This is a genomic window from Exiguobacterium sp. B2(2022), assembly GCF_028823655.1.
Classification (GTDB): Bacteria; Bacillota; Bacilli; order Exiguobacteriales; family Exiguobacteriaceae; genus Exiguobacterium; species Exiguobacterium aestuarii_A.
Genome location: NZ_JAPEHX010000051.1, coordinates 1 through 21,635 on the forward strand (window position 1 = coordinate 1; position 21,635 = coordinate 21,635).

At 50.1% G+C, this 21,635-nt stretch carries 20 protein-coding genes, 1 pseudogene and 1 riboswitch; of the genes and pseudogenes, 16 read left to right on the forward strand and 5 right to left on the reverse strand.

Annotation, left to right across the window (positions count from 1 at the left end; translation table 11 throughout):
- Positions 1-69: 69 nt before the first annotated feature.
- From ON063_RS10960 to ON063_RS10980, 5 genes are all read left to right on the forward strand, one after another.
- Positions 70-921, forward strand: a complete 852-nt coding sequence (locus tag ON063_RS10960) for a DegV family protein (protein WP_214745697.1) — start codon at positions 70-72, stop codon at positions 919-921.
- Between the two features lie 19 nt (positions 922-940).
- A complete protein-coding gene (locus tag ON063_RS10965) occupies positions 941-1,267 on the forward strand; it encodes a thioredoxin family protein (protein ID WP_274665166.1) in 327 nt (108 codons plus the stop codon).
- Between the two features lie 87 nt (positions 1,268-1,354).
- Positions 1,355-1,756 carry a (4Fe-4S)-binding protein gene (locus ON063_RS10970; protein ID WP_274665167.1) on the forward strand — a complete coding sequence of 134 codons (402 nt, stop codon included), beginning with the start codon at positions 1,355-1,357 and terminating at the stop codon, positions 1,754-1,756.
- Between the two features lie 14 nt (positions 1,757-1,770).
- Positions 1,771-2,664 (forward strand): DUF5996 family protein, encoded by an 894-nt coding sequence (locus ON063_RS10975; RefSeq protein WP_274665168.1) that lies wholly within the window; start codon positions 1,771-1,773, stop codon positions 2,662-2,664.
- Complete coding sequence (locus tag ON063_RS10980; RefSeq protein ID WP_274665169.1) at positions 2,665-2,937, forward strand: GNAT family N-acetyltransferase; 273 nt, start codon at positions 2,665-2,667, stop codon at positions 2,935-2,937. It abuts the gene before it with no gap.
- 32 nt (positions 2,938-2,969) lie between these two features.
- Here ON063_RS10980 and ON063_RS10985 read toward each other — a convergent pair whose 3' ends face one another.
- The 3 genes from ON063_RS10985 to ON063_RS10995 form a co-directional block, all read right to left on the reverse strand.
- On the reverse strand, positions 2,970-3,695 hold the full coding sequence (locus tag ON063_RS10985; RefSeq protein ID WP_214693859.1) for a DUF4261 domain-containing protein: 726 nt from the start codon (positions 3,693-3,695) through the stop codon (positions 2,970-2,972).
- 84 nt (positions 3,696-3,779) lie between these two features.
- Positions 3,780-6,101, reverse strand: coding sequence for an ABC transporter permease (locus tag ON063_RS10990; RefSeq protein WP_274665170.1), 2,322 nt, complete (start codon positions 6,099-6,101; stop codon positions 3,780-3,782).
- 12 nt (positions 6,102-6,113) lie between these two features.
- The gene (locus ON063_RS10995) at positions 6,114-6,812 is read right to left on the reverse strand and encodes an ABC transporter ATP-binding protein (RefSeq protein WP_274665171.1); all 699 of its coding nucleotides are present in this window, start codon (positions 6,810-6,812) and stop codon (positions 6,114-6,116) included.
- Positions 6,813-6,972: 160 nt separating this feature from the next.
- Here ON063_RS10995 and ON063_RS11000 point away from each other — a divergent pair, with 160 nt between their 5' ends.
- The gene (locus ON063_RS11000) at positions 6,973-7,803 is read left to right on the forward strand and encodes a DegV family protein (RefSeq protein ID WP_274665172.1); all 831 of its coding nucleotides are present in this window, start codon (positions 6,973-6,975) and stop codon (positions 7,801-7,803) included.
- Positions 7,804-8,100: 297 nt separating this feature from the next.
- Entirely contained in the window at positions 8,101-9,780 is a 1,680-nt protein-coding gene (locus tag ON063_RS11005; protein WP_274665173.1) for a sensor domain-containing diguanylate cyclase, read from the forward strand.
- A 45-nt stretch (positions 9,781-9,825) separates the two neighbouring features.
- Here ON063_RS11005 and ON063_RS11010 read toward each other — a convergent pair whose 3' ends face one another.
- Complete coding sequence (locus ON063_RS11010; protein WP_074036465.1) at positions 9,826-10,467, reverse strand: homing endonuclease associated repeat-containing protein; 642 nt, start codon at positions 10,465-10,467, stop codon at positions 9,826-9,828.
- 453 nt (positions 10,468-10,920) lie between these two features.
- Here ON063_RS11010 and ON063_RS11015 point away from each other — a divergent pair, with 453 nt between their 5' ends.
- The 6 genes from ON063_RS11015 (at position 10,921) to ON063_RS11040 (ending at position 16,806) form a co-directional block, all read left to right on the forward strand.
- Entirely contained in the window at positions 10,921-11,733 is an 813-nt protein-coding gene (locus tag ON063_RS11015) for an undecaprenyl-diphosphate phosphatase (protein ID WP_214693843.1), read from the forward strand.
- Positions 11,734-11,798: 65 nt separating this feature from the next.
- Positions 11,799-11,940, forward strand: a riboswitch (FMN riboswitch).
- A 153-nt stretch (positions 11,941-12,093) separates the two neighbouring features.
- Positions 12,094-13,158 carry a bifunctional diaminohydroxyphosphoribosylaminopyrimidine deaminase/5-amino-6-(5-phosphoribosylamino)uracil reductase RibD gene (gene ribD / locus ON063_RS11020; RefSeq protein ID WP_224861867.1) on the forward strand — a complete coding sequence of 355 codons (1,065 nt, stop codon included), beginning with the start codon at positions 12,094-12,096 and terminating at the stop codon, positions 13,156-13,158.
- Positions 13,158-13,799 (forward strand): riboflavin synthase, encoded by a 642-nt coding sequence (ribE, locus tag ON063_RS11025; RefSeq protein WP_274665174.1) that lies wholly within the window; start codon positions 13,158-13,160, stop codon positions 13,797-13,799. The genes ribD and ribE overlap by 1 nt, the downstream gene beginning before the upstream one ends.
- On the forward strand, positions 13,799-14,974 hold the full coding sequence (gene ribA, locus ON063_RS11030; protein WP_274665175.1) for a GTP cyclohydrolase II: 1,176 nt from the start codon (positions 13,799-13,801) through the stop codon (positions 14,972-14,974). The genes ribE and ribA overlap by 1 nt, the downstream gene beginning before the upstream one ends.
- Before the next feature lie 5 nt (positions 14,975-14,979).
- Positions 14,980-15,444 carry a 6,7-dimethyl-8-ribityllumazine synthase gene (ribH, locus tag ON063_RS11035; protein ID WP_214745735.1) on the forward strand — a complete coding sequence of 155 codons (465 nt, stop codon included), beginning with the start codon at positions 14,980-14,982 and terminating at the stop codon, positions 15,442-15,444.
- A gap of 126 nt (positions 15,445-15,570) precedes the next feature.
- Positions 15,571-16,806 carry a GAF and HD-GYP domain-containing protein gene (locus ON063_RS11040; RefSeq protein ID WP_214693833.1) on the forward strand — a complete coding sequence of 412 codons (1,236 nt, stop codon included), beginning with the start codon at positions 15,571-15,573 and terminating at the stop codon, positions 16,804-16,806.
- Between the two features lie 36 nt (positions 16,807-16,842).
- Here ON063_RS11040 and pruA read toward each other — a convergent pair whose 3' ends face one another.
- The gene (pruA, locus tag ON063_RS11045) at positions 16,843-18,387 is read right to left on the reverse strand and encodes an L-glutamate gamma-semialdehyde dehydrogenase (protein ID WP_074036480.1); all 1,545 of its coding nucleotides are present in this window, start codon (positions 18,385-18,387) and stop codon (positions 16,843-16,845) included.
- Positions 18,388-18,558: 171 nt separating this feature from the next.
- On the opposite strand from pruA, the gene ON063_RS11050 reads away from it, so the two are divergent.
- From ON063_RS11050 to ON063_RS11060, 3 genes and pseudogenes are all read left to right on the forward strand, one after another.
- Positions 18,559-19,335 (forward strand): hypothetical protein, encoded by a 777-nt coding sequence (locus ON063_RS11050; protein ID WP_274665176.1) that lies wholly within the window; start codon positions 18,559-18,561, stop codon positions 19,333-19,335.
- Between the two features lie 12 nt (positions 19,336-19,347).
- A complete protein-coding gene (gene bcp, locus ON063_RS11055) occupies positions 19,348-19,785 on the forward strand; it encodes a thioredoxin-dependent thiol peroxidase (RefSeq protein WP_274665177.1) in 438 nt (145 codons plus the stop codon).
- 346 nt (positions 19,786-20,131) lie between these two features.
- A pseudogene (locus ON063_RS11060) lies at positions 20,132-21,447 on the forward strand (alanine/glycine:cation symporter family protein).
- The last annotated feature ends 188 nt before the right edge of the window (positions 21,448-21,635 follow it).

A 21,635-nucleotide genomic window follows, 5' to 3' on the forward strand; every position in this document is an offset into this window, starting at 1 on the left:
GACGCTTAGAGGAGGGAGAATTCTCGCCTGATTTAGTTAAAATGAACGACCATTGGAGGCTTTTTAGTTATGACAAAAATCGCATGGATTACCGACAGTATGGCCAACTTCTCACAAGAAGAGGCATCACGTCTCGGTGTCGATATCGTCCCGATTCAATTGATTGTGGATGGCAACGGCTATAGTGAAACCAATCTCTCGCTTGAAGACTTGCATCGGTATATGATTGACCAAAAGAAAGAAGCGAAGACGTCACAACCGATTTTCGGAGATTTCATCGGCCGCTACGAGCGCTTGAAAGAAGAAGGGTATGACTGCGCCATCGCCGTTCACTGCTCAAACGGATTGAGTAGCACGGCGAAAAACTCAAAAGCAGCGGCAGAGGCGGCTGACTTCAAAGTGTATACGATTGACTCACACGCCGCGCTCGAAGCGCAACAAGAGCTCGTTCGAATCGGAAAAGCGGCTGAACAAGAAGGCAAATCCGTCGAAGAGATTGTCGCTTTGCTCGAGGCATGGCGCGATAAGAAAAACTTCTTCATGATTATCGGTAACATGGAAACGATGCGCCGCGGCGGTCGCGTTTCTTCGGGTGAGCTGTTCCTTGCAAACATCTTGAACATCAAACCGATCATCACGCTCGATGAGACAGGGAAAGTCATCCCGTTCAAAAAAGCGCGCTCGTTGAAGAAAGCCTATGCGGAAATGGTCGGTGAACTCGAACGTCGCCACGCGGAGAACGGTGTGAAGGATAACCGAGTGTTCGTCCAGACGGCACTCGCACCGAAGATGCAAGACGACCTTGTCGCACTCATCGAGTCGAAATTGCCGGGTCTTGAAGTGGTACGGACACGCTTCTGTCCATCGATCGCCGTACATGCCGGGTTTGAGACGGTCGGCGTTTTGTGGCTCGACGCTTAATCAACAGGAGGAATGAAAGATGGAAGCAATGACAACCTTGACTGGATTGAATGAACGGATTGAGAGCACGGAACAACTGCTCGTCTACGTGTCACATCCAGGATGCAGTGTCTGTCATGCGCTGAAACCTCAAATCGAAGAGATGCTTCATCAGTTCCCTGACATCGAGACGGTCGCGGTGGATTCGGACGAAGTCCCGGAAGTTGCGGGATCCTTCTCCATTTTCACGGTACCGGTCGTCCTCTTTTTCATCAACGGGAAAGAGATGCTACGCCGGGCGCGATTCGTCCCAATCGGTGAATTGACGCATCAACTCGAACGCATGCAAGAAATGAGACAAGCCTAAAATCAACCCGTCATCCGAATTAGAGGATGATGGGTTTTTTTCGTAAGTGAACGGGTAAAGACCCGCAAACACATAAGGGGTGATTCGATGCGAGGCAAGCAATGCGTGGGAGAATCGATTGATGTGTACTATGACGTGTCGCTCTGCGTACATGCGGCAGAATGTGTCCGTGGGCTACCGGAAGTGTTTGATACGAAACGAAAACCGTGGATTTTACCAGATGGTGTCGAGGCCCCAGATGTCGCGACGGTGATTGAACGTTGTCCAAGCGGTGCCCTCCAATTCGTTCGAAAAGACGGAGGCGATGCGGAGACACCAGATGTACCGACATCCGTAAAATTGAACGATTGGCAACAAATCGAGGTGCGGGGTGACCTTCAGATCGATCAAGGCGATGAGGTCATTTCGACTTACCGAGCGACACTATGTGGATGCGGGCAATCTGGGAAACGTCCGATCTGTGACCATAGTGGTGCGTGTAAAGGATGAGAGGATGATGGGGGATGCACATTCCACTGCATTCAGAATGGCACGATACGAAACTGACCTTACATTTGATTTCGCAGCTTCTCGGAAAGATCAAGCTCAAACTGGCACCACCGGAACCGCAATGGGGGCACGTCTCGTTGCCGCTCACGGTGCAAGGTTTCACGACAGGGTTGTTATTTGAAGGAGAGCGGGCGCTACAGATTGATGTGGATCTATTGACGTCTTGCCTCGTCGTCCATGTCGAGGAACAGACGGACGCCATTCCGATTGAAGCGGGAAAAACGATTAAGTCTTATCATGATGACTTGTTCGCGCGCCTTCGTGAACATGGGGTACACGTGAATATCAATCCGAAACCACAAGAGATGGCCTTCAAAGGGTTACTCGATACGGATGAGACACCGCTCGCCTATGACGCGACGTATGCTCGGAAAGGATTGAGACTGTTTCAGCGGGCGGCGCACGAACAATTGACATATTTATCGAAGTTGCGATGTCGGAAAATCAAACCGGCCCTCTTTTGGGGGACGTTTGATGTCTCGTCTCTTGTCATTTATCCGATTGAACATCCGTTTCCGGAGAACAAAGTGATTGAGCGTGTCGCCTTTGATGAACAGTTTGTTGAATTCGGATTTTGGCTCGGGGATGATGTGACGGATCGTCCGAGTTATTTCGTGTTGCCGTATCCGTTTTTGTTCAGACCGTTACCGACGGAAACGTTGAAACCGGAAGCGGCATATTATGATGCGGAGAAGAGCGAATTTTTCTTGCCGCTTGATGAAGCGACGAGTGATCATGTACAAGACTTTTTGTCCACCGCGTTCGATATCTTGATGCGTGAGATGGACTGGACGACGCGTGATCATTTCTTCATCCCATTAAAATTAGATGAGGAGCGTGCTGAGTGAATGGAGATCAAACAAAAAGAAAACACATTTTATGTTGGGGATGAGGCTGAGCCATCGGCAGAACTGCACTACGTGCCGACGGGACCCGACAAACTCATTGTCGACCATACGTATGTCAGTGACGACCTGAGAGGACAAGGAATCGGGGAGAAGCTCGTCCTCGCTGTCGTCGAATATGCACGGGAGCAAAGGAAGACGATCATCCCGCTCTGCCCGTTCACAAAAAATCAGTTCGACCGTCATGAGGAGTATCACGACGTGTTGGCGACATAAATAAAAATGGAGCGCCACTGGGCGCTCCATTTTTATTCTGCTGCTTGCGGGACGAGGTAGATTAAGCCGAACGGGTTGTGCAACAAGTTGTCGATTGTCGTCCGCTCGTCTTCACCCATCTCGACCGTGAAAGCACGTCCGTCTTCGAATGCGAAATGGTCGCCATCACCGAACATCGCTCCGCCTGAGATGAGGTGGAAGTTGAACGAGTGAATCACGTGGATGGCATCTTCGATCTCGAGTGTCATTGGTACGGCCACGTCGGCATGTCCGAACGCTTTCATTCCCCAAGACATATAAGCATTCTCTTCTTCCGTGATTGCCGTCAATAGCGAGTAGTCAAGCGCAAGGTCTTCTTCTTTAGACTCTTGCCATTCGTCTTTCGAGAAGGAAACACCAGCCGACTCGACCATGACGCCGACCCCACCGGCATTCAAGACAGCATTTGCGGCACGACGCGCAGCGGCGACGTCTGTCAAATCGTTGACGTCGACAATCAAGTAGACGACATGCGTGTGACGGGCGATTCCTTTTGCGACTTTCGGTGTGAATCCACCAGAACTCGCGTGAATCATGGCCTCGGCGAGAGCCGGGTCACGTTCCACGACTTCTACGGTGAACGCTTTGCCCGTCTCATCTTCGAGCAGCAATAAGCCGGCCATCGTGTAGCCTTCACTATGTAAACTGATTTGTTCGTTCACGCCTTCCGCGGAAGACCAGTTCCCGGGAATGGCGAGCATTACTTGTGTACGATTCATGTCAATCATCCTTTTCTGCAAAAATCAGGCCCCTCCTCGGGAGAGGCCTGGTCTATCTCTTATTATGCCCTATTTTGGCATAAATTATTCTTGATATGTCTTCAATACTTCCTGAAGTGGGATTTGATCGATCTTCCGTCGGCTGACGAACGTGCTCAAGAAGAAGAGGAGAACGACCGCACCGAGCGTATAGACGATATAGATCCATTCGAATTCAAGCGGGAGGACGAGCCCGTAATCTTCTGCGAATACGACGATGATGACCCGAAGCGTCAACAAGGCAATCGGAATACTCAAGAGGGCCGAGACGAGCGCGTAGATGAAGTAGCTGTTTAGAATCATCGAACGGACTTCCCGTTTTTGGTATCCCATGACCTTTAATAACGAAATGACGTAGTAGTTCTTCTCGACCGTCAACGCCGTCAGGACGAATAGAATGCTGAAGGCGATGAGAGACGCACCACCAATCAAGACATTCATCATGAAGTTCATATATTGATTGATGGACTCGGATTGTTCAATCAACCCTTGACGGGACAGGATGGTCGGATAGTCTGAGTCGTTCGGGCGCACCGTCGCATAAATGCCATTGAACAACTCGTCCGTCGCGCCGTCGGTAAGCAGTTCACTTAGCGTCGCCCGGGGCAAATAGGCGAAGTCTCCAGAGAATTCATCGGCAATCCCGACAATCGGATATGTCAGCGTCTCCTCGTTCAGTTCGACATCGATGTCCTGACCGACTTCAAGTCCGAGTTTGAGGGCGAGTGACGAGGAGACGATTAGTCCGTCGGGTTCAAGTGTCAATGTGTCACCATCTTCGTTACGTAGCGGGAACAAGGTATTGTCAATCTCTAAACCTTTCAACGTAATCAATTTCTCTTCGACAAATGCGAACGGGTAAGTGAGGAACGGCTCTTGTCCGTCTTCGATTGGCGGTGAACCGTCCGTATAGGCTTCGTATTCATACACTGCTTCATTCAAACCACCCACGGTCATTCGATCGACAGCCCCGTTCATCATGAGGGCGAAGACGATGAGGATAGTCGAGAACAAGATGCCGAGGAAGAAAATGAGGAAGCTTCCCGTGCTCTTGACCGCATACAAGTATTTGAACTTCGTCTTGCCGCTCGCGCGTTTCAATAGTCGACTAACGAGCCGACTCAGGCGATTCAAGGAAACGTTGTCCCGAGGCGATAGGAGGGCGAGGGCGCTTTCTCCCATGATCTTGTAGATGACGGCTCCTGCGACGAGTGCAAAGAAAAGCAGTGGCGCAAACACGGCCGTCAAAAAGACGAGCGGACTTTGGGCGATGGTGATGGACGGTAAGAGATAAAAATCGAGATACAGTTCTTTCAACGGGTCTGCAAAATAAAGACCAAGGAAATAGCCGATGATCAGCATGAAGAAAGCGAAGATTAAGATGAGGACGAGATAAGGCGCTGCGATTTGTCGACGACTGTATCCGATTGCCTTTAACAGTCCGATTTGACCGCGTTCCGCCTCAAGCATATTCGAGATCAGGATGGCGACGATGATAACGGCGATAGAGACGATAAAGAGGCTAAGCCCGAGCGCCATCGCTTTTCCAGATGAGATCTCACTATAAATCGCACCGCTTCGGATAATATTTTCCGTCTCCATGACAGACACGACAAACGGGAGGTCGAGATCGGTCATGACCGTCTGTTCCGTCACACCGGAGAGGCGGAACGATTCTTGTCCGACGGTCGATTCGAACGATTCGTCTGTCATGAGTAAGAGCGTCTGGGAGCCGGGATCTAGATTGAAAAAATTGTCGTCGAAGAGGGGGAGGGTATAGTCCGGAAAGAGGACGAACCCGCTGACGGTGAACGGTCTGCCAAGGTCGATCGTGTCCCCGATTTCAATTCCATTCTCTTCAGCATACTTTTTGTTCAGGGCAACCTCGTCGTTCGTGCTCGGTCTTGCTCCCGCCTCTACATAGGAACGGTTGATTGAATCAGATTCTTTTAGCAAGAGACCGCGATGTTCCGCGTCCCCGAGTGTGTACGTGATCGCTTTTAAGTCACGGAGTTCAATCGTCGCCTCTGGCATCTCTTGTTCGACCGCATCGATGCGTGACGCAATCAAACGATTAAAGACTTCCTCGTCTGCCTGCTTGATGTCGGCTAGTGTGAACGTTCCGGCTTCAGCGAGTGCGGCAACATCGGGGTCACGTAATTCTTCTTCCGTCACCCGGTTGAGCATCTCAACGGCGAAGTCTTCTTGGTTCGATTCCTCCAAGTATTCTTCGGTTGGAACTTCGATTCCGCTAATTCCATAGAACATCATCGTGTACGTGAGTGAACTCATGACGATGATGATGGCGATGGCGAGCAGTTGCATCCATTTCTTACTGAGCGTCTTCCATACATTTTTGTACAGCATGTCGCCACCTCCTTATCCCCAACGAATGTCACGTGCCGCGACGCGGGTGTCGTGATGGGTCACTTCGACGATTCGACCGGAATTCATCTTGATGACATCGTCCGCCATGTCACTGATTCCGTTATTGTGCGTGATGACGACGATCGTCTTTTGATACGTCTCGTTCAGTCGCTCCAACAGCTCGAGCACCTTCTTCGAATTCTCCTCGTCGAGCGAGCCCGTCGGTTCGTCACAGAAGACGATTGCTGGATTTTTAGCGAGACTTCGGGCGACAGAGACCCGTTGCTGTTCGCCCCCAGATAGTTGATAGGGATATTTGTCACGCGCTGCTGCGAGCCCGACTTGGTCGAGCAATTCATCGATGGGGAGCGGGTCTTTCGTCAAATCGGACCCGATTTGTACGTTCTCATAGACAGTCAAGTTTTGAAGGAGATTGTATTGTTGAAAAATGAATCCGAGGTGGTCGCGCCGAAACGCCGTCATCTGTTCGGGGGACAAGTCGGTGAGCACCGTATCTCCGAATGTAATTTTGCCGCTCGTCACGGTATCGAGTCCGCTGATGACGTTGAGTAGCGTACTTTTCCCGCTTCCGCTCGGACCGAGGATGACGACGAACGCGCCGTCATGAATGCTTAGGTCAATCTCTTTCAACGCGGCCGTTTCCACGTCACCGGTCTTATAGATTTTATTGACGTTCTCGAGCTGGATCATGTCTCGTTCGCCTCCTTTATTTGTTATGTATCATGTACCCTTTTCGAAGTCAGATTGGACAAGTTACACATAGGATGTTTTGAAAAAATAGTGAAACCGCTTCACCTGTGATAAAATAATATAACCAGGTACTAAAAAATTTTTTAAGGGAGAACTTTTCATGAAAATTGCATACATCACGGACAGCACGATCGTCCTTCCAGATGCTTTAGTGAACCACCCAGATATTCATATCGTCCCGCTCTATGTCGTCAAAGGGGAGCAACCGTATAAAGACGGGATTGAAGTCGATGCCACGACCGTCTATGAATGGATTGATGCCGGGGAGCGCGTTTCAACGAGCCAGCCAGCCATCGGAGATTTTGTCACACTGTATGAAGAGTTGAAAGAAGAGTACGACATGGGGATTGCAATTCACTTGTCCTCTGACTTGAGTGGAACGTACTCGGCGTCTGTACAAGGTGCTGAGATCGCAGAATTTAAATTACTCGCCATTGATTCACGAGCGGGGATCTATACGATGGGGCTCATGCTGGAAGAGTTGATTGAACGTGTCGAACGAGGCGATGCGCTCGAAGACGTGGAAGCCTACATGAAGGAACGCGTTGAAGACGTACGGATTGAGCTGACCCTGCAAAACTTGACGCAGATGCAAAAAGGCGGACGTATCTCAAAATCGAAGGCATTAATCGGGAACATGCTTCAATTGAAACCGGTGCTCCGATTCGAGGACGGGTTGATTGTCCCTTATCAGACGGTCCGCACGTATAAGAAAGCACAGGCTCACTTATTCGAAGTGTTGCGTGCAGCGATTGAGTCTGGTGAGTGTAAAGACGTCTCGATTTTCCACGGCAACGTTCCTGAACTCGCACAAGAGTGGAAAGAGCGACTCGGTGACAAGATTCCGATTCGGGTCGACACACTCGCACCGCTCCTCGGGGCGCATACGGGATCTGGGTCGATTGGAATCTCGTATTTGAAAGCGAAATAAGATGTGAAGGCGGTTCTCGTGAGAGAATCGCCTTTTGTATGCTTCAATTCTGTTTTTGCCTTCGTAAAAATAGAAATGTGATTGTCAGCGAATAAATGAGTAGGAACGTGATGAGAAACATGGAAAGGTCCATCGTTATAGCCTCCTTACATTGACTGTTGCCGACATTCATGTCTACAAAACTTCTGATTGGGAATCTTTTCAATATTTCATTGTCTCAACTTTCAAACAATTGCTGGAATGTTTTTGCATTACGGGTCATACTAGAAAAAATGAACGAGAAAAGGGGAGAAGACGATGCGATTTCGGAAGTATCTAGTTCGGAGCTGGCTCGCGTGGGCAATCGTCTTCACAGGTGTGACGTATTTGACCTTACATCACTTGGAATCGTTCGACTGGCCGTTGTTTTGGTTTATTTATACGCTAGGCGCTTTTTTCGTCATGAACCCGCTCAAGCGTAGACATCTCCATTTCACGTTTCATGAGATGTTCGTCTTTATCACGTTCTTCCTTTACGGGCTCGCCCCGGCCCTCTTGATGGGTCAACTCCTCTTGTTCACCTTTCAGGCGAGGACGTTCAATCGTCGGGTCGGACGTCGTCGTTTCTTACATTTCTATCCGTTGAATACGGTGATCGAGTGCCTCCTCGTCCTGTTGCCGGGACTGGCCTATATCGGGCTCGGGGGACAAATCGGGGAGCCTGTTCATTTGATGCAAGAGGGAATAGCGATGTTAGCGTTCCTAGGCACGCTTTTCCTCGTCCTGACGATGAGTTTCGTTTTGTCTTACTTCATGGTCGGGGAGCGAATCCCGTTACCGATTATGTGGCGATTAATTCGATTTGATTGGCTCGTCGTGTCACTCGAATTGTTGTTCACGATGATTGCCATCGAATCGTATCTCGTGTTTGAATACGTCGGGCTCATCGTCACGTTCTTCATTTTATCCGTCCTGAAGATGTCGATGTCGAAAGCGACGGAGACGGAAGAGACGAAAACAAAAGTCGATCAGGTCGAGCGCTTGAAAGAACAGCTATACCGTGTCGATAGCGAGCAACTGTTGATTGAAAAGTTTTGGAACGGACTGCGTGATGTCGTGGAAGTCGAACGTGGTTGGCTGCAGGTCAACCGAAACGGGGTGCGGACGTTTTACGACATGACGGGACGCATCATCCCGAGTGTGCCAGACGCCTATACAATCGAACGTTATCATGACGAAGATGAACCATGTTTCGTCTATGATTCGTTACATGAATGGCACCCCGAGCTACAGCAACAGCAGCAAGAGTTGCATCATTCAGCGCTCGTCATCCAGCCCGTTTGGGGAGCGGAAACGGCGGTAAGCTGTATGGTATCGACGACAGCCAACGGCGCGTATGAGACGCCGATTGCCATCGAAGTGAACCGGCTCCTTAAAACGTTGTCGTGGTCGATCGAGCGAATCGATGAGCGGGACCGCCTGCAGCATGAAAGTTTGACGGACCCGTTGACGGGCCTACATAATCAGCGGGCGTTGCGTAGCTGGACGACAGAACGATTGAATGACGTGGCATCCTATCCGCTCTCGCTTTTCCTCGTCGACTTGGATCATTTCAAGTCAATCAACGATACGTATGGACATGCGTTCGGGGATGAAGTGTTGATTGAGGCCGGACAATTGTTCACGCGCAGCGTTCGGGCGACGGATTTGGTGACGCGGTATGGTGGGGAAGAATTTGTCTTCGTGTTCCCCCGAATGGATGAGGCGGCAGCCCATCTGGTCGGCGAAAAGATACGGGAAGCGCTGAGACGCCATGATTTTGGTACGGAAGGGACGCGCATCACGGTGACGGCGAGTATTGGGATCGAGACGATTCATGAATATGAAGACCTGGATACGGTACTCCGGCATGCGGACCGAGCCATGTATGTCGGGGCCAAGTTCAATGGTCGTGATCGGGTCGCCCACTATCAAGAACTGTCCACAGAAGTCAGATGAAAGGAGGATCCACCATATGGCGGATCCTCCTTTTGTATGAAAAGATTATGAGTTCGTATTATAAAGTTCCGATTCCACCGCATGAACGGCGGCTGACCAAGAGCCATAGCGATGTAAGATCGCTTTTGTCGAAGGCTTGTTGTTACGCTTCGCCCATTCCCGATATGCTTCGAATGAGAGGGAGAAGCCCATTTCCTGAATGGCTTCACGTAGCGCGTTAGATAATTCTGTTTTCGAATAGGTGACACTCGCCTCAAGTCCTGCCTCGGCACAGGCATCATGCCACGAACCGAACGTCTTGACGATATGATAATGGCTCGGTGCCTTCGGATGGAGCTTTCGCCATTGCTGATACTTCTTCAAGGTGATAATCGAGCCCATGTCTCGCGAATAAAGTGCAAGTGTCTCGATGATGTCCTCGCGTGTATACTTCGGCATTTTGTCTGGCAATTCGACAGTTGCTTCTCCATGCCATTCATAGCCTGCGATGGCAAGTGCCTCAGCCCATGACCCGAACTGTCTGATGATGGATTCAGGAGATGGCCAATTCTGTTCCATGGCAAAGCGACGGTAGACAGAGCGGCGTGGACGTTCCTTCAACAAGTCCCCGAGAAGGCGGATGCAATGGATCATCCTCTGTTGTTCGGTGGACAGGTGATGGGATTTAGTGGTTAGCGTTTGACTCAATGATGGTTCCTCCTTCCGTGGACTCAAATATGAACCGACAAAGATGAAAAAAATGCTCCTACAATCATACTATCGGATGGTTTTTCGGATTTATTAACGTGATTTTGAAAATTATTAAACAATTTCTAAGAATTGGATAGGTCTAAAGTCACAGAAAAACATTTCAAAAAATGGTAACAGTTCTATTACAAATTAAATCGAATTTCGTGATAAATGTAAACAAAAAGTTTTAATCAACCAAAAATGTCATATTTTTATAAAAAAGTACCCAACTGGAGAAATGGGGTCATCGCCTTCGCTCCAGATGAGTACCCTTCTATAATAAATTTAATTTTCAGACTAATCAATCGAATATTGAAATTACATCAAAAAATTTTTAACAGCTGGTCAACGAAAGTCCAATTCTGCTAAAATAGGCGCATTGAGTGAAAAACAGAAAAGAGGATTACCATTATGACAGTTTGGTTATTTTATACGTTGCTCGGATTGATCCAAGGATTCACGGAGCCGATCCCGATTTCATCGAGTGGACATCTTGTTATCTTCCAAGAATTATTTAACATCGACTTGCCGGGATTGTCATTTGAAGTTTTCGTAAATTTTGCATCGCTCCTCGCGGTCTTAACGGTCTATCGTAAAGATGTCGTCCGCCTCATCGTCAGTTTATGGACGTTCCTCTTCAAGAAAGATCGGACAGATGAGACGATGGTCGATGTGAAGTTTATCGGATTGCTCCTCGTCGCAACGGTTCCGGCCGGTGTGCTCGGTGTCATTTTTGGTGACTGGATTGGAGAAGTACTCGGTGGCGTCGCGACGGTCGGATACACGCTCATCATCACGGGTCTTGCGCTTTGGTTCATTCGAAACATGCGCGGGAATAAAGGAGACGGCGGAATCACGTTACGTGACGCCGTATTGATTGGACTCGCCCAAGCGGTGGCGCTCATCCCAGGGATCAGTCGCTCTGGAGCAACCATCGTCATGGCAATGTTGCTCGGAATCAAGCAAGAATCAGCACTTCGCTTTTCGTTCTTCTTGTTCATTCCAATCAGTCTCGGGACGATGATTTTGGACGGTCCGGCGTTATTTACGAACCCAGAAACACGTGACTTGTTCGGTCCGCTCATCTTGGCGTTCATCGCTTCTTATGTGTTGACTGCGATTTCGTTGAAGTGGTTCCAGCACATCATGGCAAAAGGCGAATTAAAGTATTTCTCATATTATTGCTGGATTGTCGGGCTTCTTGTCGTCCTCTTTCTCGCATAATCGAGGCGCGACTTTTTGTTTTGCGAAATAAAAACAATTGCGATACAGTAAATCTGTACAAACAAATATTCCTTCGGGGTCGGGTGAAATTCCCAACCGGCGGTGATGGGCCATGCCCTAAGTCCGTGACCCGGGCGCACGTGTGCGAACGGTGGATCTAGTGAGACTCTAGAGCCGACAGTATAGTCTGGATGGGAGAAGGAACAAAAAACAGGTCCGTGTGACCTGTGCTTCGTCGTACGCTTTTCTGTAAAGAAAACGTTTATTTGGCTTGTCCAAAAACGACGAAACCCTCCCACCAAGACCCTAAGGACCGTTCCTTAGGGTCTTTTGTTTGTACGGAAAAAAGGAGGGAGAACGATGAAACAGTACATGCAACAAGCCATCCAATTGGCGAAATCTGCCGACGGACAGACGGGTGTGAACCCGCTTGTCGGCGCCGTTCTCGTCAAAGACGGTCGCGTCGTCGGGCTAGGTGCCCATCTCAAGGCGGGCGAGCCGCATGCCGAGGTTCACGCCATCAAGATGGCAGGTGCGGCAGCTTACGGGGCGACACTGTACGTCACACTTGAGCCGTGCTCGCATCATGGAAAGACACCACCGTGTGCCGACTTGATTGTTGAATCCGGAGTCAAACGAGTCGTCATCGCCATGAAAGATCCGAACCCACTCGTTGCGGGAAAAGGGATCATGCGTCTGAAGTCGGCTGGCGTCGAGGTGGAAGTCGGGTTACTTGAAGAGGAGGCGCGGGCACTGAATCCAGCGTTCTTACGAGCGCTCGAGACGAAACGACCGTACGTCATCTTAAAGACGGCGACGAGTCTCGACGGAAAAGTTTCCTTGGATTCCGGTGAGAGTCAATGGGTGACGAGTTCGGAAGCTCGTCGTGACGTCCATGAACTGCGTGCCAAAACCGATGCGATTTTAACGGGAATTGGAACGGTGCTAGCGGATGATCCGGCACTGACCGTTCGATTGGACCATGAGACACGTCAACCGAAGCGAGTCGTCCTCGACCGTGACCTTCGCTTGCCACTTGCGAGCACGCTTGCCCGAACGGCTGAAGACGTCCCGGTGCTCTTGTTCACCTCGTCAGACGACAGAGAAAAACGGGAACAAGCACGTGCCATGGGAATCGAGTTATTCGATTATACGTCGCTCGGAAACGTACTTGAGACACTTTACGCGAATGGGGTTGGACGCTTATTGATCGAGGCGGGCCCGACACTTGTCACGTCCCTTCTTGACGGAGGGTACGTGGATGAATGGGTTGCCTATCAATCACCGCGCGTGTTCGGCGGGAAAAACGGTGTTTACCGTTCACAACAGGAAGGTTCGCTGGATGCGATTTCTCGTTTTGAGATTCAGCAGGTCGAGACGATTGGACCTGATTTGAAAGTCGTCCTTCGAAAGGGGGCGCTCTAATGTTTACAGGAATCGTAGAAGAAATCGGTGCGGTCAAAGCGGTGAAACGAAACGGTCCGTCCTTGCGGCTCGTCCTATCGGGGGCAAAGGTACTCGATGACGTAAAAATCGGCGACAGCATTTCGGTAAATGGGATTTGTTTGACGGTCACAACGTTTGATGCGTCAACATTCGCCGTTGATGTGATGCCAGAGACACTGAAAGCATCCAGTCTAGATGGCGTGAAGCCAGGAACGCGCGTCAATCTCGAACGAGCGATGCCGGCGAATGGAAGATTCGGCGGGCATTTCGTGTCCGGACATGTTGACGGCGTCGGGCGCATCACCAAGAAGCGTCCACTCGCAAATGCCGTATATGTCGACATTCAATGCGACCCTTCGCTTCTCCCATACATCGTGCCGAAAGGCTCGATTTCGGTGGACGGAACGAGTCTGACCGTATTCGATGTATCCGAACGTGGGTTTACGTTGTCGTTGATCCCGCACACATATAGTGAGACCGTTCTCGGGTCGAAACATGTCGGCGACCCCGTCAATTTGGAATGTGACTTGTTGGCAAAATATATGGAAAAACTAGTCGGACAGTCGAAGATGACACTCGAATCTTTGGCATCACAAGGTTATGGAAAGGCGGGATGGTAATGTTTGATTCGATTGAACGGGCCATTGAGGAATTAAGACGCGGACGTCCGATCATCGTCGTCGATGACGAGAATCGTGAGAATGAAGGTGACTTTGTCGTGCTCGGTGACAAGATGACACCCGAGACGATGAACTTTTTAATCACGGAAGGGAAAGGACTCGTCTGTGCGGCCGTGGCCGAAGAAGTGGCGGCGCGCCTTGAACTTGCACCAATGGTGACCAATAGCACGGACCCACATGGTACGGCGTTCACGGTCAGTGTCGATCATATCGATTCGACGACAGGCATCTCGGCGAGCGAGCGCTCCCACACCGTTCGTGAATTAGCAAACCCATCGTCACGTCCTTCTGACTTTCAACGACCGGGACATCTCTTCCCGCTCATCGCCAAAAAAGGAGGGGTCTCGGTGCGTCGTGGTCACACAGAAGCATCCGTCGATTTGGCACGCCTTGCTGATAGTGAGCCGGTAGCCGTCATCTGTGAAATCATTCGAGAAGACGGGGAGATGGCCCGCGTCCCGGACTTGGTCGAAGTCGCAAAACGTCACGAATTGGCATTCATCACAATCGAAGCATTGGTCCAGTATATGGAGACGAGCCTTGTCACGCGCGAAGCGGACGTGTCACTCCCTTCATCGAAAGGGACGTTTCGAATGATCGGATATGAGAACCGATTCGATCGACAAGAGCATGTGGCCCTCGTGACCGAGACGCTTACAGACGTCCCACTCGTTCGGATTCATTCGGAATGTTTGACAGGAGACGTCTTCGGGTCGTTCCGATGTGACTGTGGTCCGCAACTTGATGCGGCCATCGAGAGAATCGAACAGGAGTCGGGCATTGTCCTTTATATGCGTCAGGAAGGGCGAGGAATCGGACTCGTGAATAAACTGAAAGCCTATGCCTTACAAGAAGAAGGGTTGGATACGGTCGAGGCGAACGAGGCACTCGGATTCCATCCCGACATGCGTGACTATCGTGTCAGTGCGGCGATGCTCCGTGACCTCGGGGTGAGCCGTGTCCGACTCATGACGAACAACCCTGAAAAAGTCGATGCCTTGGAATCATGTGGCATCACCGTCGTCGAGCGTGTCCCGCTTCACGTCGGTGCGCACGAAGCGAATGAATCATATCGTATGACGAAACAACTCAAAATGAACCATATTGGAGGATAAATGAGATGACATATACATTTGAAGGTAATTTAGTAGGAGAAGGCTTAAAGATTGGAATCGTCGTCGGTCGATTCAACGACTTGATCACGATGCGTCTTCTAGACGGTGCGAAAGATGCATTGAAGCGTCATGGCGTGAAAGAAGAGGACGTGTCGCTCGCTTTCGTCCCGGGTGCGTTTGAGCTCCCACTCGTGGCGAAAAAAATGGCGATGAGTCAAAAATATGATGCGGTCATCACGCTAGGGGCCGTCATCCGTGGCGCGACGCCACACTTTGATTACGTGTGTAACGAAGCGGCGAAAGGAATCGCGCAAGCGAGCTATCAATCGGAGGTCCCGGTCATCTTTGGCGTATTGACGACGGAGACGATCGAGCAGGCGATTGAACGGGCTGGTACGAAAGCGGGAAATAAAGGCTGGGAAGCAGCAACATCAGCCATTGAAATGGCGAATTTATTGAAGCAAGTGTGAGGAAGGACCGGGTGCATCGTCGCCCGGTTTTTCAATTGGGATAAGCAGGGTAAAAAGACTGAAAATTGGGTAAAATAAACTCATGGAACGATTGCATATATTCCAGACAAAAGGGAGGTTTGGCACATGGCAACTTCGCATGAATCATTGACGTTACAGTTACAACAACAAGAGCGACTCCATCACCTGCTTTCGTCACTCCTCAATCGCTTTTTAACAACAGAGATTGCGGATTTCAAAAAGCGGGTTGACCAGTCGCTAGCCGAACTTGGACATTATTTCGCGGTCGACCGCGTCTATGTCTTCGATTACGATTTCACGAATCAGGTTTGTCACAACACGTTCGAGTGGTGCGCCGAGGGTATCACCGCCGAGATGGACAATCTTCAAGACGTGCCAATCGACGTGTTGCCCGAATGGGTCAACACTCACGTGGCAGGTGAGACGATGTACATTCCACGCGTGGCAGATTTACCAGAAACCAGTGTCGTCCGCGGCATTCTCGAACCGCAGTCGATTCAAAGCTTGCTGGCGGTCCCGATGATGCAAGGCAAGACGTGCCAAGGGTTCGTCGGATTTGATTCCGTCGTCTCGGAGCGAACGTACACGGAATACGAGCAACAGGCACTGCAAGATTTCAGTAATGCCCTTCTCGGTGCGGTCGAACGGCACCGGATCGAGGCGGGACGGGAAGAAGCACAGCGTATCCTCGCCGAGCGGGAAAAAGAAATGATCGATTATCAAGAGGGGCTCGTCCGGACGTTGTTACGGCTGTCCGCACTCCGTAACAATGAGACAGGGAACCATATCGAGCGGGTACAGGATTTGTCGACGCTCTTTGCGACGATTTTATATGACCATCATCATCCGGACGTGTCGCCACTCTTCATTGAAGGGATTCGACTCGCGGCACCGCTTCATGATATCGGAAAGATTTCTGTACCAGATTCGATCTTATTGAAGGCGAATAAGTTATCCGACCAAGAATGGGTCTTCATGAAAGATCATGTGCGCGTCGGGGGTGAAGTGTTGAAGGATCTCCAGATACAGTTCCCTCAAAACTACTTTATCCAAATGGCCTATCAGATCGCGCTCTATCATCATGAGCGTTGGGACGGGACAGGATATATCAAAGGGTTGAAGGGAGAGGAAATTCCACTCGCGGCCCGAATCGTCACCATCATCGACGTCTATGACGCGTTACGGACGGTTCGCCCGTATAAACCTGCTTTCTCCCATGACGATACGATTGTCGCGATGAAAGACATGAAAGGGGCGTTCGATCCGACGCTGTTTGACCTGTTCTTGCTCCATCAAGAAGAGATTGCCATCATGTTCGAGCAGACATTTAAAGCACACTGAAAAAAGAGACGTTCTCGAGGGAACGTCTCTTTTTGATTAGAATGTCTCAGATGTTGTCTTCGCTTGCATGTGGAGTTGGATGTAGTCCGGTCCACCTGCTTTTGAATCCGTACCTGACATGTTGAATCCACCGAACGGCTGATAGCCGACGATTGCGCCTGTGCAACCACGATTGAAGTAAAGGTTCCCAACGTGGAAGTTTTGACGAGCGTATTCTTGATTCATACGGTCACGTGTGAGTACCGCACCCGTCAAGCCGTATTCTGTGTTGTTCGCGATGTCGATCGCTTCTTTGAAGTCTTTCGCTTTTGTGAAGGCGACGACTGGTCCGAAAATCTCTTCTTGCATGAGACGTGCTTTCGGGTCGACGTCTGCGACGACCGTCGGCTCGATGAAGTAGCCTGTTGAGTCATCGGCGTTTCCACCTGCGACGATGCGTCCTTCTTCTTTTGCGACATCGAAGTACGATGTGATTTTCTTGAAGGCTGCTGCGTCGATGACAGGTCCCATGAAGTGTTCGTTCTTCTCTGTGTTTCCTACAGAGAGTTCGTTCGTGAGTTCGACGACGCGGTCAAGTACCGTGTCATACACACTGTCGACGATGACGGCACGTGAACAAGCTGAACATTTCTGACCTGAGAAACCAAATGCCGATTTGACGATCGATTGTGCTGCGAGTTCGAGATCCGCTGACTCGTCAACGACGATTGTATCTTTTCCGCCCATCTCTGCGATGACGCGTTTGAGCCAGATTTGACCTTCGTTCAACTTAGAGGCACGTTCGTTGATGCGGAGTCCCACATCACGCGATCCTGTGAAGCTGATGAAACGAGTTTTCGGATGGTCGACGAGGTAGTCTCCAACTTCTGCACCAGGTCCTGGGATGAAGTTGAGGACACCTTTTGGAAGACCTGCCTCTTCCATCACTTCGACGAATTTCGCAGCAACGATTGGTGTCGTTGAAGCTGGCTTCAAGAGAATCGTGTTACCGGCAACGATTGCCGCAACAGCTGTACCGGCCATGATTGCGAACGGGAAGTTCCATGGGCTGATGACGATCCCGACCCCGAGTGGGATGTAGTCATAACGGTTGTATTCGCCTGGACGGCTCTCGACTTTCTTACCAGGTTTGAGTTCGAGCATCTGACGTGCATAGTATTCCATGAAGTCGATCGCTTCTGCTGTATCCGCATCTGCTTCGTTCCATGGCTTACCTGCTTCTTTGACGAGATAAGCTGAGAACTCGTGCTTGCGTTTACGGACGATGTTCGCTGCTTTGAACAAGACGTCTGCGCGGACTGCTGGGTCGACGTGGCGCCATGAGTCAAATGCTGTGAGTGCTTCTTGCATCGCACGTTCTGCGAGCTCTTGGTTTGCTTTTGAGACGCGACCGATCACTTCTTCTTTGTTCGCTGGGTTGTAAGACGTGATTTTTCCTTCCGTCGTAACCTTTTCCCCACCGATTACGAGCGGATAGTCTTTCCCGAGCTCACCGTTCACTTTCTCGATTGCCGCTTGGATCGCATCGGCATTCTCTTTTTGTGTAAAGTCTGTGAATGGTTCATGTTTGTATGGAATCATTCTCGTTCCCCCTTAAAGTGATGTTGAGCGTTAAAGCGCTTACGTCTGTATTGTATCGAAATTATCGTAGAAATCCTAGTGAAACAATTTTCCAGAAACACATGCCATTGGAGCGACCATTCGAGACATGGTAGGATGAGGGAGAACACGGCTTTAGAAAGGACGAACAACATGAAAAAATGGCTCATTCCGCTTCTCCTCGTCTTCACGCTTGGCGCATGTGGGAACGATGAAGAGACGGTTGTAGAAGAAACGAAACGCGCATTGCCGGATGCTGTCACGGAAGTGTATGCGGATTATCAAACGGCGCTCGAGTCAGGCGATGCCGAAGCGCTCGCAGCCATCGACTATGCGGGTCGCTTGACTGACATTCCGGCGACCGGTGCCGTCACGCGTCAGCTCGCCCCGGGTGACATCTATGAGAGTTGGGTCAACGAGGAAGAAGACGTGGCGTTTCTCGTCCATGAAATGGTAGACCAAGACGGCAATCCGCTCCCGAACCGACTCAGTAAAGTCGCTGTGAAAGAAGGTGACGATTGGTCGCTCGTCATCACGCCGACTGCGTTACCAGAGGACGTCATCGCAGAAGTCGGAGAGCTCCTCATCGGGATACAGGCAAACGAATATGGGGTCAACGCAGAAGCGAACGCTCGTCTTGCAGAGGTTCCGGAAGATGAGGCAGGACCGATCTATGACCGAGTCAACGCCCAGACCGACTATACGGCACTCGAGGCGGACAATAACGTCTTTCTTTTGATGGCGGAGACGTTGACGGTCGAAGAGAACCAAGCCATCATGGCCGATTATTTTAAAGCATATGAGACGTGGTATACCGCCGCCACTGAAGATCCAATCGAGTATATCGAAGTACTCGATCCATTAAAGACAAAATTAGAGGAAGCGATCGATGGCTTCGACGAACAACTCGTCGATCCGTCGTTCGGTTAAGGAGGAAAACAGATGCTCGCACCTACATTTTCATTACCGAACCAAAATGGAGAAATGGTCTCGCTGAAAGATTATTTAGGCAAGAAAGTCGTTTTGTATTTTTATCCTCGTGACTCGACACCGGGTTGTACGACGGAAGCGTGTGATTTCCGTGATGCGATGCCGAAGATGAAAGGCGCGGTCGTCATCGGGATTTCAGCGGACAGTCAGAAGAAGCACCAGAACTTTATCGCGAAGAATGAGTTGCCGTTCGACTTACTCGTCGACGAGGATCATGAAGTCTCTGAATTGTACGGTGTTTGGCAACTAAAGAAGAATTACGGGAAAGAGTACTACGGCATCGTCCGTTCGACGTTCTTGATCAATGAGGACGGCTACATTCAAGAAGAGTGGCGTAACGTCAAAGTGAAGGGGCACGTTGAAGAAGTCGTGTCTGCCATCCGTTCATAAAACGAGAAAATGGAGCGGTCTCAGACTGTAGACAATATAGGTCTACAGTCTTTTTTTGACCAAGTACAGGCACGGAGCTGCATCGCGTTCTCATCGAGAAATAGTCTCTTGATCAACGATTCGTATGGATTGTAAAATCGCAGCTTTTGGATTCTGAGATATATTACAATCATATTTCGAAATAAATTTTAAGAAGCTCTTAAGCACAAGGGTTTAGGGAAAATATTACAATTATATAACGTGTTGAAAACGCTTTCTTCAAGGGGTGTACCTTGACTCGATTGTGAATGTTCTGAAAAATATAGGGAGAGCGCTCAAATCAAGAACGTAGGAGGAGAGCAACACAGTGAATCAAATTGAAAGTTGGCTGTCGAGTTTATCAAATCTCGTCTGGGGGCCACATTTATTAATCTTACTCGTCGGGACAGGAATCTTCCTGACCGTCCGTCTCGGCTTTATTCAAGTGACGAGGCTTGGTGTCGGCTTGAAAGAGGCCTTTATTCCAAAGAATGAGCAACCGAAGAAGAAACAACGTGGGGACATCTCCCATTTCCAAGCATTGATGACGGCATTGGCGGCCACGGTCGGTACCGGAAACATGGTCGGTGTCGCAACGGCAATCGTCCTCGGGGGACCGGGCGCAGTCGTCAGGCCATCCTGGCGGTCAAATATCGTGTCGTCGATGAACGAGGCGAAATTGCCGGGGGACCGATGTATTACTTAGAACACGGGCTAAAGAAAAAGTGGCTCGGCATGTTGTTTGCCTTATTCGCATCGGTCGCAGCCTTTGGGATTGGGAACGGGGTACAGACGAACTCGATCAGTCTCGCCTTGAACAACTCGTTCAACGTCCCAATGGTTGTGACAGGGATCGTCATGATGGCGGTCACGGCATTCGTCATTTTAGGTGGTGTCAAATCGATCGGGAAAGTCGTCGGAATCTTCGTCCCGTTCATGATTTTTGCTTATGTCGGAAGCGGGCTCGTGATTCTCATCATGAACCTTGAATTGGTGCCGGGTGCCTTATCGACGATGTTCTCGAGCACATTCAGTGCCGAAGCCATCGGTGGAGGTGCGTTAGGTGCCGCGATTCGCTACGGGGTCGCGCGCGGTGTGTTCTCTAACGAGGCAGGACTCGGATCTGCACCGATTGCGGCCGCGGCAGCGAAGACCGATTTCCCGGGACGACAAGCACTCGTCTCGATGACACAGGTGTTGATTGATACGCTCATCGTTTGTTCAATCACCGGACTCACGATTGTCATGGGTGGTCAATATACAGAAGGACTCGAAGGGATTGCCTTGACGCAAGCGTCATTCGCCTATTTCCTAGGACCGATTGGTGAAATCATCGTGACAATCTCCCTTGTCTTCTTCGCCTATTCGACCGTCCTTGGCTGGTGTTATTACGGGGAACGTTCCGCGTACTATTTACTCGGGGAAAAAGTGATTGTCCCGTATCGTGTCCTCTATATTTTAGTCGCAGGACTCGGTGCGATGACGACGAACTTGAATTTGATTTGGTCTATCTCGGATGTGTTCAACGGTCTCATGGCGATTCCGAACTTGATTGGACTCTTGTTCCTGTCGGGTGTCGTCGTCGCCGAGACAAAACGATTCGAACTCGAACGAAAAAAAGAAGCGGTACAATCTGCCGCCTAATGAGAAACCCGCCGAACAGCACGTGTCGGCGGGTTTTTGTCATACCTTGAATTGGCGAATCAATGAATCGAGTTCTTCCATCTTTTGCTGTGACTGTTCGGTCGCTCGGTTCAATTCAGCGAAGCGATCGACGGACATCGTCACTTTTTCAGCTATTTCTTGCGTCCCAAGAGCACCATTGTTGACGG

What these genes read in the sequence shown, in the direction of transcription:
- ON063_RS10960 (WP_214745697.1), top strand. Translation starts at nt 70, where the DNA reads ATGACAAAAATCGCATGGATTACCGACAGTATGGCCAACTTCTCACAA.
- ON063_RS10965 (WP_274665166.1), top strand. Translation starts at nt 941, where the DNA reads ATGGAAGCAATGACAACCTTGACTGGATTGAATGAACGGATTGAGAGC.
- ON063_RS10970 (WP_274665167.1), top strand. Translation starts at nt 1,355, where the DNA reads ATGCGAGGCAAGCAATGCGTGGGAGAATCGATTGATGTGTACTATGAC.
- ON063_RS10975 (WP_274665168.1), top strand. Translation starts at nt 1,771, where the DNA reads ATGCACATTCCACTGCATTCAGAATGGCACGATACGAAACTGACCTTA.
- ON063_RS10980 (WP_274665169.1), top strand. Translation starts at nt 2,665, where the DNA reads ATGGAGATCAAACAAAAAGAAAACACATTTTATGTTGGGGATGAGGCT.
- ON063_RS10985 (WP_214693859.1), bottom strand. Translation starts at nt 3,695, where the DNA reads ATGAATCGTACACAAGTAATGCTCGCCATTCCCGGGAACTGGTCTTCC.
- ON063_RS10990 (WP_274665170.1), bottom strand. Translation starts at nt 6,101, where the DNA reads ATGCTGTACAAAAATGTATGGAAGACGCTCAGTAAGAAATGGATGCAA.
- ON063_RS10995 (WP_274665171.1), bottom strand. Translation starts at nt 6,812, where the DNA reads ATGATCCAGCTCGAGAACGTCAATAAAATCTATAAGACCGGTGACGTG.
- ON063_RS11000 (WP_274665172.1), top strand. Translation starts at nt 6,973, where the DNA reads ATGAAAATTGCATACATCACGGACAGCACGATCGTCCTTCCAGATGCT.
- ON063_RS11005 (WP_274665173.1), top strand. Translation starts at nt 8,101, where the DNA reads ATGCGATTTCGGAAGTATCTAGTTCGGAGCTGGCTCGCGTGGGCAATC.
- ON063_RS11015 (WP_214693843.1), top strand. Translation starts at nt 10,921, where the DNA reads ATGACAGTTTGGTTATTTTATACGTTGCTCGGATTGATCCAAGGATTC.
- ribD (WP_224861867.1), top strand. Translation starts at nt 12,094, where the DNA reads ATGAAACAGTACATGCAACAAGCCATCCAATTGGCGAAATCTGCCGAC.
- ribE (WP_274665174.1), top strand. Translation starts at nt 13,158, where the DNA reads ATGTTTACAGGAATCGTAGAAGAAATCGGTGCGGTCAAAGCGGTGAAA.
- ribA (WP_274665175.1), top strand. Translation starts at nt 13,799, where the DNA reads ATGTTTGATTCGATTGAACGGGCCATTGAGGAATTAAGACGCGGACGT.
- ribH (WP_214745735.1), top strand. Translation starts at nt 14,980, where the DNA reads ATGACATATACATTTGAAGGTAATTTAGTAGGAGAAGGCTTAAAGATT.
- ON063_RS11040 (WP_214693833.1), top strand. Translation starts at nt 15,571, where the DNA reads ATGGCAACTTCGCATGAATCATTGACGTTACAGTTACAACAACAAGAG.
- pruA (WP_074036480.1), bottom strand. Translation starts at nt 18,387, where the DNA reads ATGATTCCATACAAACATGAACCATTCACAGACTTTACACAAAAAGAG.
- ON063_RS11050 (WP_274665176.1), top strand. Translation starts at nt 18,559, where the DNA reads ATGAAAAAATGGCTCATTCCGCTTCTCCTCGTCTTCACGCTTGGCGCA.
- bcp (WP_274665177.1), top strand. Translation starts at nt 19,348, where the DNA reads ATGCTCGCACCTACATTTTCATTACCGAACCAAAATGGAGAAATGGTC.